Origin of the sequence: Tepidiforma sp. (assembly GCF_034432735.1) — a bacterium.
Lineage (GTDB): Bacteria > Chloroflexota > Dehalococcoidia > Tepidiformales > Tepidiformaceae > Tepidiforma.
The window spans coordinates 47740-62824 of sequence record NZ_DAOUBJ010000037.1 but is presented as its reverse complement, the minus strand read 5'-3'; the positions used below and the strand labels follow the sequence as shown (position 1 = coordinate 62824).

Here is a 15085-nt window from a genome sequence, read left to right as displayed (position 1 = left end):
AGCATCGCGGCCGTTGAGTTCGTTCCACTTACCTGCAGGGTAAGGTTTCGTTCACCGACCACTTGAAGTTGCGGCGCACCGAGATAGGTCGCTGCGAGGGATGCGGGGGGCTTGGGCGTGCTGTCCTTGTGCGTCGTGACGCCGAGTTCGGAGATAGCCGTGGGGAAGTCCATGGCAGCGCACCCGCCAGTGAAGCCGACCGCTGCACACTCCTGGTACGCTGCTGGGGCGAACGCGCTCGCGACTGCTGGAATCCGGAAGGCCGGCATGTGAACAACCTGCGGAGGCCAGATCCGACCCTCGGGGTTGACCGGGGCATCGGGCGCTGGCGCCTGGACTTTCACGAGGTACTGCCCAGATGACCAGCCAGTGACGCTACCGGTCGTGATTTGCCACCAGGTAACACCGCCGGCCGATTCCGGACCCCCGACAACGGTGACGAGAGTGCCCTCGGGCAGGCACGTCAGGGGAGGATTGCCAGCGGGCGCGGGGCGCACGTTGAGGCATTCTCCATCGACCCGCACCACGGCAGAGTCGCCGACCGCCAATTCTGCCGAAGGCGGTTGGGGGCCGCCACCGCCGCTCAGGGGCGGGGGATACGGTTGGCCTTTCGGGACCGGTGGGAATCGGAGGCAACCGTAGACCTTCTCCTGGTACGTGTAATCGCCCCACGTGAACGCCCCGAATCCGGGTGCATTCGGGTCGTTGCAGTGCCAGACCTCGCCGCGGAGGGGGTTCTTGGTCGGGTTGAGGGGATGGTTCACGAAGGCGAAGCCGTTGTAGCCCCAAACAGCAAAGTACCAGTCTTCGAGCGCGGATGGGTCGCCGGTCCCGGCAATTGGCCGTAGCTCCGGGGCGGAGTTCCATTTATCGGCGAGGATGCGTACACCCTCGGCTAGGTTGAACAGCGGATGGGTACCGATCATCACTTGGCGCGCCGAGGGGATGCGAATGTCGAGGGCCGGCGGGGACGAGAGGTGTCCCATGCCGGTGGTGATCTGTCCAAGGCCGTAACCGCAATCGATGGCGGTGATGACGGGACCGACGCCGCCGTAGGGAACGGACCCCGCGGCGTGCGCCCAGCCGGATTCGATCCAGACCATCGCCTTGTACAGGCTCGGAGGAATGGTGGCGGCGCGGTCGCGGGACGTCCGGGCTGACCTGGCCCCGGTTTCGAGGCCGGGGTAACTGAAGTCGATCCACTCACCAGACGGGAGCTGATAGGGAGGCGGCATCGCGACCCCCGCCGTGACGAGGTCGATCATCTGGTTGTAGACGCTGACATAGTCCTCGTGTTCGTAGGTGTCGAAGCCGAAGCCATAGTTCGGGACGTGGCAGGGGTAGTGGTCAGCGTGTGCTGCCTGGCGCTCCACTGTCAGTGCGAGGACGAGGGCACCGAGGAGCGCCCCGACTGCGAGCGACTTCACCGATGCGTCCATCCGAAGAACTCCCGGTGACCGGGCACCGCGTGGCGTTCGCCACCCCTGACGAGGTAAAGCGACGGACGGCCCGGGTCGTCGAAACCCGTTCCGTTCCAGTGGACGACCGCGAGGGTGCTACCGTCGGGGCTGTAGGCTACGGGGATGTCGAAACCCACGATGTGCATTGACTGGGCAGAGACGTCGCCATCGTTGGCTTGCAACCGAGGTACGGTCCCGAAGACTGGAGCGTTGTCTGGTTTCCAAGCCGCGCCGAGTGCCTCGGTACCCCCAACTGTGAAGGCCTGGGCCGATACCTTGGCGTCATTGGTGAGCGGGACGACGCGAGGGATGTAACGCAGGCCGCCATGGGTCGCAACCTCGATGAAGGCGATAGCGGCGCCATCAGGGGCCATTGTCCAGTCACGCGTGAAGCCATCGGCCAGGTGCCGCAGGTCCTGGCCGTCTGCTTGAAGTGTCGAACCTCGCCCGTCGATAGCTACGGTCAGAAGCTGCTGGTCGCGCCAGCCAACTGGGTAGACCCCGAGGGCCGCCTGCGACCAGCGGAGCTTCGATGCTCCATCGAGGGCCACTTCGAAGATGTCGATGAGGGTTCCGGAGTCTCCCTGTCGCGTCCGGGTGACGATGACTGCTGTTCCGTTCTCGTTCCAAAGCGGCCGCCACCCGGAATCGACGCCGGTCACGAGGCGGTCGAGGCTCCCGTCGATGAGGTCGAGAAGGATCAATGACGCCGCCGGTTTTAGGGGCGTGCCAGCATCGACCGACAGAAGTGCCACGTAGCGCCCAGTCGGGTCGACCGAACCGGTAGTGGTGAACCCTTCGAGGTGGGGGACGCGGGCGACCTCGAGGGTGGAGGCCGGAGTGTCGGTCCGAACGACCGAGACAATGTCGACCGCACCCTCTTGCCGAGCGACGACGGCGTAAGTACCAGGTGGCGCCACGGCAAAGGCGCTCGTTGCACCCGGCGATGAGTGGATTCCGGCGACGATACCCCACACGATCGGACCGAAAGCGGCCACCGCCACGAAGCCTGTGATGAACAGCACGAGCCGCCCGACCCGTCCGGTCGCCGGCTTTTTTCGCTGCCCGTAGGGCGAACAGTACGCCTGATTTCTCACTGCCATGGTTCCCCCCGGACCCAACCGATGAAGGAGGCCCCGGGCTCGTCGGTGAGCAACTCCCGGCGATCTGGGGAAGCGACCCAAAGCGAAACCGCCGGACGCGGCTGGTCGTTTTGTTCGCTCGCGATGGTGGAGATGACGACGTAGTCACCGAGCGGGGCATAGGCATGAGGGACGACCCAGGCAACCTCGGGCCGGGGATCTTCGAGCTGCAGTGAGCCGCCGGGACCGCCGAAGACGGGCAACGGATTTCCGGGCTGCCACGTCGCGCCGATCTGATTGCGTCCCGCCTGAAGTGTGGTCACCGCGCCGGTGGCAATCGTCAGCGTCTTGCCGACGTAGGTCCGCGACGACGCGCTGAGGATGTCGATAAAGGCGACCCGGGAGCCGTCGGGACTGAGCGTCCAGTCACGCGTTCGGCCAGGAGAAAGCTCGGCCAGGCGCTGGCCGATGCCCCCCCGTACCATCCAGAGGTTGGAGCCGGACTGATCGATGACCACGATGTAGAGGCGCGTCCCGTCGATGCTATATCCGAGCGGCACGACCTGGAAGGCGGCGGTGAACCGAGCGACCTCGGTGGCCTGGCCGCCCGTGACCTCTACTTCGAGGACGCGGGTGACGCCGGGATCTCCGCTTGCGATGACCGCGAGCCGGCGGCCGTCGGGGGTCCACGCGAACGATGAGAGGTACTCGAAGCCGCCCTCGACAATGCGTGTCGCTCCGTCGAGATCGACGATGGTCAGCGTGGCAGCACTGCCTTTCGTTCCGTCGACGGACAGGACGGCGATACGGTCTCCGGTCGGGGCCGCGTTGCCCCGCGCATGCAGCCCGGTGAAGGTGTAGGGGAATGCGACGAGCGTTCGAGGCTCCGCCCCAGGCGTGGCGCCCCGGATGAGCAGACGGTCGACGCGCGCCTCTCGATCAGGTTCGAAGAACGCGATGGAGCGAATTTCCGTGGCCGGGATGATAGGAAGCGCGACCCCATCGGTCGACACCGGTGCCGAGCTCGAGACGGCCCATGCGACTACGGCGGCGACCAACGCAATCGCGGGAAGGAGGAACGGGGTAGGGGGAAGCCAGGGGAGATGCCCTCGACGTATCCCGGGAGCTAGCACGCGGCAACCTCGCGCTTGCGGGCGGTGAACCCGCCCTCGGTCTTGCCACCGGGTCTCGACACCCCGGGGCTCGGCCACTCTGGCAAGGCGGTCGGTACCCCCGCTGTACCGCCGGGTACGCCCCGATGGGAGCGCGCCAGCGCCCCATCCGCGGGGCGTCATCGGCCCCGAACGTAACAAGGGGACCTGGTCCCGTCAATGCAGGTTTACGTCATCCTTCCCGTTTCGAACCCCGACGTAAGCGTCCGTTGTGCTAGCGTTCCCCCGATGATCTGGTATCTCTCGGCTCTCCAAGACAATCCAGCGGTGTTCTTCGTGTATCTCGCTGCATGGATGGTGGCCATCCTGACGGGCCTTGCCTTCCACGAATTCTGCCACGCTTGGACCGCCTACCAGCTTGGAGACGATACCGCCCAGCGAAATGGCCGGCTGACGCTGAATCCGATCGCCCACCTCGACCCGGTCGGTTCGACGCTCCTCCTACTGTTCGGCTTCGGCTGGGCGAAGCCGACGCCCGTCAATCCGTGGCGGCTGCGGGCAGGTCCCCGCCAGGGGTTTGCCCTCGTAGCGGCGGCGGGCCCGGCGTCGAACTTTTTCTTCGCCGCGCTAGCCGCTATCCCGATCCGATTCGGCCTCGTGCAGACCTCACTCCCGAGCATCGAAGCCGTGATCCGCCGAGGTTCGGGTGAGGATTACGTGTGGCTTTTCCTTTCGTTCGTTATCACGCTGAACATCCTTCTCGGCATTTTCAATCTCATCCCGATTCCTCCACTCGATGGCTTCAAGGTAGTGACCGGGATCGCTCCGCGGGAGGTCGCCCAGGCGCTCGAGCAGCTCGCGCCGTGGGGCCCTGGCATCCTCATGACCTTGATCGCGATCGGGTTCGTGACGGGATTCAGCCCGCTCGGTTGGCTGATTGGGCTAGTCTACGACGACGTGCTTCGCGTCATTGTCGGGACATAGAGGCGAGCCGTTCGGGCGCCAGGGGCGGTGTGGTAGCCTTTAGCCATCGCGCGCAGGCTCCTCTGCCTGCCCAGCACGGGTAGGGACTATGGCAGACAATCGGATCGCCATTATCGGTACCGGCCTCATCGGGACGTCGATCGGGCTGGGGCTGGCCAGCCGGCCGAACCGAAACTACGAACTGGTGGGCATCGACCGAGACCGCGAACACGCGCGGGCGGCCAAGAAGCTCGGCGCGTTGGACCGTGAGGTGGGGTCTCTCGAGGAGGTCGTCGAGCGGGCTGGGCTCGTCATCATCGCCACTCCGGTCGTTGCCGCCCGCCGCATCCTCGAGGACATCGGCCGCTTTCTCATTCCTGGAGCCGTCGTGACGGACGTATGCAGCACGAAAGCAGAGGTGATGCGCTGGGCAGCGGAGTTCCTTCCGGAGACCGCCCACTTCGTCGGTGGCCACCCGATGGCCGGTCGGGAAAAAAGCGGTCCCGGCGCCGCCGCTGCGAATCTCTTCGAGGGCGCCACTTGGGCAATTACGCCCTCTCCGCGAGCCGATGAGCGGGCGGTTCAGGTCGTGCTGGGCCTGGTCGAAACGCTCGGCGCCGTACCGCTCTACATCGACCCGGCAGAGCACGACCAGTACGCTGCAGCCGTGAGCCATGTGCCGCTCCTCACCTCGGTCGCGCTCTTCCGAATGGTACGGGACAGCCAGGGTTGGGAAGACGCGGCCCTACTGGCTGGCCCGGGCTTTCGCGATATCACACGGTTGGCCAGCGGTGACCCGACCATGGCGCGCGACATCATGCTCACTAACCGCGATGCCGTGCTCCACTGGATTGGGCGGCTCCAGAGCGAGCTCGATACGATTCGGACCGCACTGGAGTCGGGTCCGGAGGCGATTTTCGACCTTTTCCGGTCGACGCAGCTCGACCGCGACACGTTCATTCAAAACCCGCCTCAGCGTCGGCGCCCCGAGGGCATCGAGCCGCCATCGGCGCGCGATGCCATTGGTCGGATGTTCGTCGGCAATCTGTACGACCGGATCAAGGAAGCCTCCGATCGCGCCCCAACGCGACCTCGGGATGACGCGGACCTGAAGCGAAAGCTGGGCATCGAGGACGACCGACTGTGAGGGTTTCGCGCCCGGCACGGGTCCGTGCCTCCATTGCCATCCCACCTGACAAGTCGATCTCCCATCGGTCGCTGATTTTCAATGCCATCGCCGAAGGATCGGCGACCATCGAAGGCATACTCGACTCGGAGGATGTTCGCTCGACGGCCCGCTGTCTCGCCGAGCTCGGGGTGCCAATCGACTGGCCGGCTGGGTCGTCGATCGCACGCGTCACCGGGCAGGGCCTCCATGGAATCTTCGAGAGCGACAACGTGCTGGATTGTGGGAACAGCGGCACCACGATGCGTTTGCTCATGGGACTCTTGGCGGGCCACCCCTTGTTGAGCGTCCTCACCGGCGACGCCTCACTCCGTAGTCGGCCGATGGCGCGCGTGATTCATCCGCTACGCGAAATGGGCGCCACGTTGTACGGCCGGAGGGGCGACACGCTCGCACCCGTTGTCATCAAGGGTGGGCGCCTGCGTGGTATGCGTTACGCGACGCCGGTCGCCAGCGCTCAGGTGAAATCGGCTATCCTCCTCGCCGGGTTGTACGCCGAGACCGAGACGACAGTCATCGAGCCCGAACGCTCACGCGACCACACCGAGCGGCTGCTCGATGCGATGGGAGCCAGTATTCGTCGCGTGGACCGCGCCGTCACTGTGCACCCGGCTGAGCGGCTCGAGGCCATCTCGCTGCGCGTTCCGGGCGACATCTCGAGTGCAGCGCCTTGGATGGTGCTCGCGGCTTGCCACCCCGACGCCGAAGTGGTTTTGCGGGGCGTCAACGTCAATCCGACCCGCACTGGCATCGTGGATATTCTTCGAGCGATGGGGGCCAATATCGAATGCTTGGAGGAGCGTGCGACTGGGGGCGAGCCAGTCGCCGACCTGGTCGTCCGGTCGAGTAGTCTCCGGGGGACCACGGTTTCTGGGGACTTGGTCCCACGCGCGATCGACGAACTTCCGCTCATCGCACTGGCGGCGACGACTGCTGACGGTGTCACGGTCGTGCGGGACGCAACCGAGCTGCGGGTGAAGGAATCGGACCGGGTCAAGGCGGTGGTCGAAACGCTCGGTCGGATGGGAGCCGATATTCACGAACGTGAGGACGGCTTCGAAGTGCGCGGCCCAACGCCCCTCCGCGGAGCCCGGCTCGACGCCCACGGTGATCACCGGATAGGGATGCTCGCCGCGATCGCCGGCTGCCTCGCCGACGGTGAGACCATGGTTCTCGACGATGCCGTGGGCGTTTCGTATCGCGAATTCTGGGAGCACCTTCGCCAGGCTGCCCCGGATACGGTGAGTCCCTGATGGAAGGCGGGGAGGAGAAGCCGCTGGTCATCGTGCTGCACGGTCCTTCGGGGGTCGGCAAGGACTCCGTCATCGACCGACTGCGCGAGCGCCTCGGAATCCATCGCGCTACGAGTTCAACGACGCGCCCACCTCGTGGGAACGAGGTCGATGGTGTCCACTACCACTTCCTGTCCGAGCCGGAGTTTCGCCAGAAGGTTGCGGCGGGGGAATTCGCGGAGTGGGCGAGCGTGTACGGCGAACTGAAGGGCGTGGAACGGCGGGAGATCGAGCCGTACCTCGAGGCCGGACAGGATGTCATCATTCGCACGGACGTCCAAGGGGCCCGCACGTGGCGGCGCAAGCTCGAGGGCGCCATTTTTATCTTTCTAACGGCGGAGGACCGAGAAGTCTTGCGCGCCCGGCTCATCGCGCGCGGGACCGAAGATCCTGAGCAGCTCACCGCCAGGCTCGCGGAGCTCGAGGAGGAGCTCGCCGACCTCCCCAACAACGATTATGTCGTGATCAACCGTCATGGTCGGCTCGAGGAAGCGGTCGACGAGATCGCTGAAATCATCGAGCGCGAAAAACGAAATCCGAACCGACCCCGCGCGCGGCTGGTCGCATAGCGCGGGCCCAAACCCACCCCTAAGATGCGCGCATCCTCTTCGGACGGAGTCTCAGCGTGGACCCTTCGCTCGTTCAGATGTTCAGCCTCGAGGGGAAGGTTGCCCTCGTCACGGGCGCCTCGAGTGGGCTAGGTGTGGCCTTTGCGCGCGGCCTCGCACGGGCGGGCGCCAACGTGGTGGTCACAGCACGCCGTCAGGAATTGATCGAACAAACCGCGTCGATGCTCCGTCAGTTCGGCGTCGAAGCGGAGGCCTTTCCCGCGGACATTACCGACGAGCAGCAATTCGAAGACCTCTTCTCCCGGAGTGTCCATCGTTTTGGTCGCCTCGATATTATGGTAAATAACGCAGGCTACACCGACCGTTCGGGGCTGCGTCACGATCTCGGGAGCTTCAAACGGATGCGTTCGGTGGTCGAACTCGACCTGTTGGCCACGATCAATGGATGCAGACTGGCGGCGCGCCAAATGCTTGCCCAAGGTTCCGGGGGCGTGATCATCAACATCAGCTCGATCCTGGGCCGCGTCGGGAGCGAATTCCGGGCCGCTTCGTACCACGCCGCAAAGGGGGGCGTGGATGCGCTAACTCGGGTGTTGGCTCTGGAATACGCCCGCGAAGGCATCCGCGTGAACGCCATCGCCCCGTCCTATTTCGATGGGACGGAGCTCATGGGGAAGGTGTTCGAATCGACCCCGGGAACCCGCGACCAGGCCGTTTCCCGAACACCGATGGGACGCCTGGGACAGCCCGAGGACTTGGAGGGGGCGATCGTCTATCTCGCATCGGACGCGTCGAGGTTCGTCACCGGACACATTCTGTACGTGGATGGCGGCTGGACCGCTGGCGGTGGTTATCACCAGATCGCCCCTCCCTGGGAAACGGAGCCAGGCCACCAGCGGCTCTAGGAAGCCGCCCGCGTTACCGAGATCCGGTAGTCGGGAACGGAAAATTGCGCTGGTGACGATGAAGCCCGGCGGGCGAGCCGGGCTTCTAGAGTATGCGACATGGCGACCCCGAGCGGATTCGAACCGCCGATCTCCACCTTGACAGGGTGGCATGTTAGACCACTACACCACGGGGCCAGACGTGGCCATAGTAAGCGGGGTTCGACTCCCGGGCAAGGTCGGCTCGGGCCGACGATGAGGCACCAAGGTCCATCCCTGGCGGGTGCCGGGTTGGCGTAGGGGAAAGCTACCGAAGCCGGCTCACTCGTCGCTCCTTGGGAGCTCCGGCTTGTCCGGCATCTTCGGTCGGAGTTGCGCACGACGGGCCGGGGCGGACTCGATGAAGTGTCTTGCCGCGACAAAGAGTCGGCGGGCCACGCTCGACCCGGGGCAATGATTCTCGACCGGCCGGCCGTCGAAGATGCCGTAATGGCGCGTGAAGAGCCTGGCGGTACCGGCCACCAGGCTGCGCTCGGCTTCGTCGAGCGCCTCTCGTTGAGCCGGCCCCGGCACCCAGTCGGGCGACCCGTCGCATGTCCAGCAGCAAGCATCGAGGAGGGCAACGACGGATTCGATGCCAGCCACAACTTCGTCGAACTCCGATGGCGAGATTTCTCCTTCGTGCAGAGCCCTTTCGAGGACGCGGACGACGGCGCTCTGCCACGCGACCACGGGAGCTGGCCCTGGCTGCGCCACTTCGCGCAAGGCCACGGGGTCGAACAGCTCCGAGAGCCGTTCGACGGTTTCGATGACCCGTGCTGGCAATCCAGGCTCTACCTTCGACACAAGGATGCGGTCGTCACGCACGACGACCGCCCGGCGCCCATGATTCGGCCCAAGGCGATGCTCCAGCCAGCGCTCGAAGGCGTCGTGGTCGAACGTCAACGCTTCACACCCTCTGGTTGGGTCTCGTTCGAGGCGATCCGATTTTCTGCGGCGAAAGGCCGAGGCGGTGAGTCTCCGAGAGATTCCCAGTCGTTCTGTTCGGCGCCCGTCGTCTGCCTCGCCTCGGAACGGTTGCGAGCGGGTTCGTGCACCTGGTGCACGCTCGTCGAAGCAGCTTCGTCGGTTGCCCAGAGAACGAGGCGGTTCGCCACCCCATGAAAGGCAACGCTCGCGCACGGGGCGAAGCGCGCGTACGCTCGGCCGATGGTGCGGCCAGCCAAGCTGACGGAGCGAATCAGGGCTCCCTCCTGCGTACGGGCGAAGCGGGATCCGCCGAGTCGACTCCACCGGATGGCCGAGGGCGAACCGCAGCCACGCCGGCCTGGAGAACCGCCAGCCCGAGCCCGGCGAACAGGACGAAATCGCCCAGGGAGTAGATATTGGTCCCGTAGACGGGAAGGTCGACGATGTATCGGTCGGACAGCACAAAGAGGTGGATGTCCTCTCTGCGTAGGACGATGTCTTTTCCGTGATTCGTCTGGCGGCCGATGTCGGCTTCGGTAACCTCCGGGAAAGCCCCCGAGCGCTCGAGGATGGCGTAGTCGATCGGCATGGCGCCGCCATGCGCCGCCATAGGGAGCAAGTTGAGCACGATGCCAGCCGCGACCAGCCAAGCCCCGACGAAACGGCGGAAGTGGAGCGCCATTGCCGCGAGGGCGACCGTGGTGACGAAGAACAGGACACGTCGGGCGACTCCCGCGTGACCATCGAGCGGCATGAAGGAGATCGCCAGCTGCTGGGCGAGGAATATCGCCGCAGCGAGAACCAGGACAAACAAATCGCCCGCACGACGTTCCATGCGGGCGATTTTCGCGAATGTGGCGGAAACTTGCAGGGAGGCTTTCCCTGGCTGTTTCCTACCAGGACTGATACGGCGCAGCGCCGGCGAGAGCGATAACGGCCAGGGCCGAAACCGAGATGGCGAGGGTGACAAGGCGGCGGGTCATCTGCGTGTTCCTCCGGAACGGTTTGTCGGCCGGAGACTACGCAGTTGGTTATCACGAAACTCTCGCGAACGGAGAACGCGGAATGGCTAAATAGCAATGCCCGCCGCGATGGCCGCGCGAAGCTCGAAGAAGCGGTCCGGGAGCGGCGCCCCGAGCTCGCGTTCGTAGGTTTCAGCGTACTGGTCGATGAACTGGAGGGCCTGCACGGCTTGGCCCGCGCGGCTGCGGTAGCGGGCGAGTTCGTAGGCAGCTTCTTCGTTGAAGCGGTCCGCCCGGAGGATTCGCTCGAGGCAGAGGACAGCAGCCTCGAAATCGTTGCGCGAGGCGAAATAGCCGGCGAGCGCGGCAAGCGACGCATGTGCGCGTTCGTGGAGTTGTGCTCTGAGGGCGGCCGCCCACTCGGACTCGAAGACTTCTGCGAACGGCCCTTCGTACAGTTCGACGGCCTCCTGGAAGGCCAATGCCCGTTCTTTGCTCCCGGGTTCCGCGCGCTGCGCGCGCTCGATTGCGGCCTCGAAACGCTCGACGTCCCACTCGAACTCTGCCTCTGGGTTGAGCACGTAGGTGCCGTCCTGCTTGATGACGCAATCCGGATAGAGTGCGCGGCGAACTCGGTAAAGGTTCGAATGGAAGGCCGAATTGCACTTTTCGCGGGGCAATTCAGGGTAGAGCAGTTCGACTGCCTGCTCTTTCCGAACCCCATCGCGGTGGGCAAGAAGCAGGAAAAAGAGCTCCTTGGCTCTCACGCTGGCCCATTGCTCGTCGGTCACGTGCCGGCCGCCGACAGTCACGGAAACCCGGCCAAGGCTGCGTGCGACAACTTTCGGGAAGCGCCCGGACTCTCGCGGCTGTTCGGGCTCGGAGTTGCTGACCAGGAAGCTTTGGCGCTCGAGGATTTCTCGGAACGACCGTCCGGCCGAAGGACGGGATGCAGCCCATTGCGCGAACATCGGGTTCTCCCGGACGAGCGGCACGAGGACGTTCGTCATCCAAGGCTGGCGAATGGCCTGCGCGCACCGTGCGAGGGATTCTTGGGCTTCGGCGCGGCGATTGGCCTTGAACTGGGCCATCGCAACCCGATACCAGGCTGCGGCAGCCTGTGCTGCCACGTCCATCGACTCGAATGCGTGTGCGGCTTCTTCTGCGAGATGGGCGGCCGCAACGGCGTTTCCCACGGCGAGGTCGATGGCTGCCTGCCGCAATTTGCAGTAGGCGATCTCGTATTGGTTACCGGAGGCCAGCGCGACGAGCATGGCGCGACGCGCGAAAAAGTCCGCTTGCTGAAGGTCGCCAAGCCCGAGATAGGCGGAGGAAAGTCCGGCGATAGCGTATGCCGCCAGGGTCTCGTCGAGAGCTTCCGTCGCGCAGATTCGGATTGCCTCTTCGAAGTGCTCCCGTGCGTTCTGGAAGTGTCCGAGCGCCAGCTCCGCGTCGCCGAGCGATCCCTTTGCGTAGGCCAAGTTCCTGCGGTTGCCACTGGCGATGCCTTCAGCAGCTGCTTCCCCGAGTACCTGGATGGCGCTCTTGAAGTCTCCAGCGTCGAGGTGTGCCATTCCGAGGTTGTTGAGCGTCCAGCCGAGGTTCGACGACCGCCCGAGGGCTCGCCAGCCCTTCGCAGCCCGGGTAAGCATGGTCACGGCTTCTGGGACCTCGCCATGCATGGCGAGTGCCTGCCCGAGTGTGGAACGCGCGAGGAGCCCGAGCTGCTGGAGGCCATGCTGCTCCGCTTCCTCGATGGTCGCTCGTAGCAGCTCCTCGGCCCGAGCGAAGTTGCGCGCAATGCTCAATTCGAACTCGGCGAGCTGGTAGGTCACTTCCGTCCGAAGCGCTGGGGATTCTTCGGCGCCGAGCACCCTGAGGCGGTCGGCCTCGGCAGCCATTGCATCGTGACGCCCGAGAAGCCGGAGGGCTCGAAATCGTGCCAGATGCGCGTGGACGCGGTGTGCGCCGCGTTGCGAGCGGTGTTCCAGCACCTTTGCCGCCAACTGAAGTGCACGTTCCGGGTCGCCGACGTGGGCCTCGACGCGAGCCTGGAGCGCACGCAACAGCCAATCGTGTTCTATCGAAGCGGTCCCGAGCGCGGCAAATGCATCCCTGAGCAGGGAAAACGAGCCGCGGAGAATGAGCGCGTGAGCGTACTCGCGGAGCAGCTTGGCGAGCTGAGCCTCCGAGCCTTGCGCGCGGACGAGCTCGACCGCCTCGGCAAGGCGACCAGCTTTCGAGAGCGAAGCCACGACTGCATCGAGAGTCTGCTGAAATCCGTCGTGGTCATTCGTCGCGAAGTCATCGGCGATGAACTGACGGAGCAAGGGGTTGAGACGAAACTCGCGCGGGGAGAGGTGCTCGCAGAGAAAGTCGCGGCGCCTTGTCCACTCGACGAGCCTTCGCCAGGCGCGCAGTCCGAATTCCAGCTCGACGTATGACCGTTCGATGGAGGGTTGGAGGGAGAGCCGATGCAGGAGTGGACGCAACTCGGCGGGGACCTTGTCCCAGACTTCGCGCGCGAGGTAGCGGTCGAAGTCCTGCGCGGCGATCCCGCTGAGCGTTTCTCCAGCGAGCGTCGCCATGACGCCAACAGGCCATCCCCCGGTGCGGACGAGGAGGTCGGCCGGGTCGGCGGCGACGCCGGTCCCGGCGATGGCGGCCGCCACCTCCTCGCGGTCGAATGCGAGCAATTCCGGGCCGATAACGGCGACTTCACCGGTCGCGATCCGCTCGGCGAGGTCCGACAGGGGCGGGATGTCGCGGCCGCACAGCACGAGCTCATGGCCATCGGGCATCGCTTCGATGAGCCACGCGAGGAGCTGGAGCGCGTCCTGGGAATCGACCAGCTCGTGACTGTTATCGAGGACTAGAAGGAGTGGCCGAGGCGAAGCTGCGGCTGCATCGAAGACAGCCGAGGCGATGAAGACTTGCAGGTCGTCGAGCTCGTGCGCTGTTGGCGGTGCCGGGAGCATCCGACTCCCAGTGAGTGCGCAGCCAATCTGATATGCGAACGCCTCGGGTGCACGAGATGTCGTGTCGAGGGTCAGCCAGCGCGGTTCGTAGTCGAGGTCGCGGACTGCGAGCGCGAGCGCGGTGGTCTTTCCGAACCCCGCGGGGGCGGCGACGGCGATGACACCGTTGCCGACCGCGCGGTGCAGCGCTGCGAGGACACGCGGACGCTCCACGAGTCGGCGCGGAAGGCGAGGCACGGCGAACCGCCCCCCGTGGCTGGGGCGCGTTCCCATCGAGCTCGTGGAGGTCGCCGTCATGATTTGTCGTAATGGTACGACCCGCCGCACGGCCTCGCCAGTTAAGCCTTCGTTGACTTCACGGTCGGTGGCGGTGTTATGGTGAAGCCGCCAGCGCCCCCGCTGCCGGTGATGCCATGCGATGGGTAATTGTCCCTGTCCTCGTTGCCGGGGCCGCACTGTTCGGCGCCGCGCTGCTCCAGCGGGTGCCTGCCAGGGCGGATGGCCCATGCGGTACACCGCACGACTCGCTCGATGCAGAAGAGCAACAATTCGTTCAGCTTGTGCAGGCGTGGCGCAATCAGAACCTGACGTACTCGACGCCTTTGGAGGTATCTGGCGCGCTCAACGCTGCTGCGGCCTGGTTTGCGCAATGGCAAGTGGACCATGGAGCGCCCGGCGGCCATATCGATAGTTACGGGCGAAGCTGGATCCAGCGCGCGATCGACTGCGGGTATTCGGGCAAGACATCAGGCGGAGTGCCGTTTGCCAACGGGAGCGGAGAAGGCATTCGGGCCTATGCATCGAGCCAGCCACTGACAGTTCCAGCCTCTACGGCGGCCGCTGACATCACCTATCCCGGGAGTGGTGTCCGAGCGGAGACATCGTCGGCTTCGCTCCCCTTCAAATGCGTCGGCGCTGCCCGGGCGGCCAGCTCGGACGGGAAGCGAGTGGCTTGGGTTATCGTGATCGCCCAGTATCCAGCGAGCTTAGCTTGTCCGACGTCGAGTGCCGGGAGCCCGAGCGCCACGCCGTCGCCAAGCGCATCCGCGACCCTGACGCCGTCGGCAACGCCTTCGCCAACGCCCCGTCCAACCTCGTCACCGACACCACCGCCCCGGGGTGATGGCATCTCCATAACGCTCTGGGCAGGTTGGAATCTGGTGATGCTGCCGGCCGGTCCGGTCGAGGCGGTGCTCGGGAGGGCGGCCGGTTGCTACGAGGCCGTCTACCAATTCGATGGCACGGGGTGGTTGCGGTATGTTCCGGGCGGCCCCGGCTACGTGAACACCCTCGGCTCCGTACTTCCTGGCCCGGCGTGGGTGAAGGGGTCGGCGGCGAACTGCGGGACGATCCTGCTCTGATCGTCCGGAGGGATGCGGGGCATTCGGCTACAGGTTGCCGGGGAGGACGGTGAATCCGGGGGAGTTGGCGATCGCCTGGCCGAGCGTAGCAAGCGCGGCCACACAAACAAGCGCGATGAGCGCCAGGATGAGGGCATATTCCGCGAGGCCCTGACCGGACTCGTCTTCGGCGACCGAGCGGCGCGCTCCGATCCAGGTCTTTACTCGGCTCATGCAGGCAATCCCCCCGGTAGTCTCTCCCTGGATTCAGGTTCGGCCGGGAGGGTC

At 65.4% G+C, this 15085-nt stretch carries 13 protein-coding genes, 1 tRNA gene and 1 pseudogene; 7 read left to right on the top strand and 8 right to left on the bottom strand.

The genetic code is table 11. From position 1 onward, the window contains the following. The 3 genes and pseudogenes from VAE53_RS03880 to VAE53_RS03870 form a co-directional block, all read right to left on the bottom strand. Nucleotides 1-1439 (bottom strand): annotated as a pseudogene (locus VAE53_RS03880) (hypothetical protein); the annotation flags it as partial. After that, nucleotides 1424-2563: a hypothetical protein gene (locus VAE53_RS03875; protein ID WP_322818050.1), complete on the bottom strand. Its 1140-nt coding sequence runs from the start codon at nucleotides 2561-2563 to the stop codon at nucleotides 1424-1426. The gene VAE53_RS03875 and the pseudogene VAE53_RS03880, both read right to left, overlap by 16 nt. Next, nucleotides 2554-3555 carry a hypothetical protein gene (locus VAE53_RS03870; RefSeq protein ID WP_322818049.1) on the bottom strand — a complete coding sequence of 334 codons (1002 nt, stop codon included), beginning with the start codon at nucleotides 3553-3555 and terminating at the stop codon, nucleotides 2554-2556. Before VAE53_RS03870 ends, VAE53_RS03875 begins: the two co-directional genes overlap by 10 nt. A 387-nt stretch (nucleotides 3556-3942) precedes the next feature. Here VAE53_RS03870 and VAE53_RS03865 point away from each other — a divergent pair, with 387 nt between their 5' ends. The 5 genes from VAE53_RS03865 (at nucleotide 3943) to VAE53_RS03845 (ending at nucleotide 8569) form a co-directional block, all read left to right on the top strand. After that, entirely contained in the window at nucleotides 3943-4638 is a 696-nt protein-coding gene (locus VAE53_RS03865; RefSeq protein WP_322818048.1) for a site-2 protease family protein, read from the top strand. 88 nt (nucleotides 4639-4726) lie between these two features. Then, entirely contained in the window at nucleotides 4727-5764 is a 1038-nt protein-coding gene (locus VAE53_RS03860) for a prephenate dehydrogenase/arogenate dehydrogenase family protein (protein ID WP_322818047.1), read from the top strand. Continuing rightward, nucleotides 5761-7056, top strand: coding sequence for a 3-phosphoshikimate 1-carboxyvinyltransferase (gene aroA / locus VAE53_RS03855; protein ID WP_322818046.1), 1296 nt, complete (start codon nucleotides 5761-5763; stop codon nucleotides 7054-7056). The genes VAE53_RS03860 and aroA overlap by 4 nt, the downstream gene beginning before the upstream one ends. Beyond that, complete coding sequence (gene gmk / locus VAE53_RS03850; protein ID WP_322818045.1) at nucleotides 7056-7664, top strand: guanylate kinase; 609 nt, start codon at nucleotides 7056-7058, stop codon at nucleotides 7662-7664. Before aroA ends, gmk begins: the two co-directional genes overlap by 1 nt. A 56-nt stretch (nucleotides 7665-7720) precedes the next feature. Further along, the gene (locus VAE53_RS03845; RefSeq protein WP_322818044.1) at nucleotides 7721-8569 is read left to right on the top strand and encodes a glucose 1-dehydrogenase; all 849 of its coding nucleotides are present in this window, start codon (nucleotides 7721-7723) and stop codon (nucleotides 8567-8569) included. Nucleotides 8570-8669: 100 nt separating this feature from the next. Here VAE53_RS03845 and VAE53_RS03840 read toward each other — a convergent pair. The 4 genes from VAE53_RS03840 to VAE53_RS03825 form a co-directional block, all read right to left on the bottom strand. Further along, a tRNA-Asp gene (locus VAE53_RS03840) sits at nucleotides 8670-8746 on the bottom strand. Nucleotides 8747-8869: 123 nt separating this feature from the next. Beyond that, nucleotides 8870-9493, bottom strand: a complete 624-nt coding sequence (locus tag VAE53_RS03835; RefSeq protein WP_322818043.1) for a hypothetical protein — start codon at nucleotides 9491-9493, stop codon at nucleotides 8870-8872. Between the two features lie 295 nt (nucleotides 9494-9788). After that, on the bottom strand, nucleotides 9789-10352 hold the full coding sequence (locus VAE53_RS03830; protein WP_322818042.1) for a DUF5317 family protein: 564 nt from the start codon (nucleotides 10350-10352) through the stop codon (nucleotides 9789-9791). Nucleotides 10353-10586: 234 nt separating this feature from the next. Beyond that, complete coding sequence (locus VAE53_RS03825) at nucleotides 10587-13754, bottom strand: tetratricopeptide repeat protein (protein WP_322818041.1); 3168 nt, start codon at nucleotides 13752-13754, stop codon at nucleotides 10587-10589. Between the two features lie 694 nt (nucleotides 13755-14448). Here VAE53_RS03825 and VAE53_RS03820 point away from each other — a divergent pair. Then, nucleotides 14449-14580: a hypothetical protein gene (locus tag VAE53_RS03820; protein ID WP_322818040.1), complete on the top strand. Its 132-nt coding sequence runs from the start codon at nucleotides 14449-14451 to the stop codon at nucleotides 14578-14580. Nucleotides 14581-14620: 40 nt separating this feature from the next. Further along, on the top strand, nucleotides 14621-14818 hold the full coding sequence (locus VAE53_RS03815) for a hypothetical protein (protein ID WP_322818039.1): 198 nt from the start codon (nucleotides 14621-14623) through the stop codon (nucleotides 14816-14818). Nucleotides 14819-14845: 27 nt separating this feature from the next. Here the strand turns inward: VAE53_RS03815 and VAE53_RS03810 are convergent, their stop codons facing one another. After that, nucleotides 14846-15031, bottom strand: a complete 186-nt coding sequence (locus tag VAE53_RS03810; protein WP_322818038.1) for a hypothetical protein — start codon at nucleotides 15029-15031, stop codon at nucleotides 14846-14848. Between the last annotated feature and the right edge of the window lie 54 nt (nucleotides 15032-15085).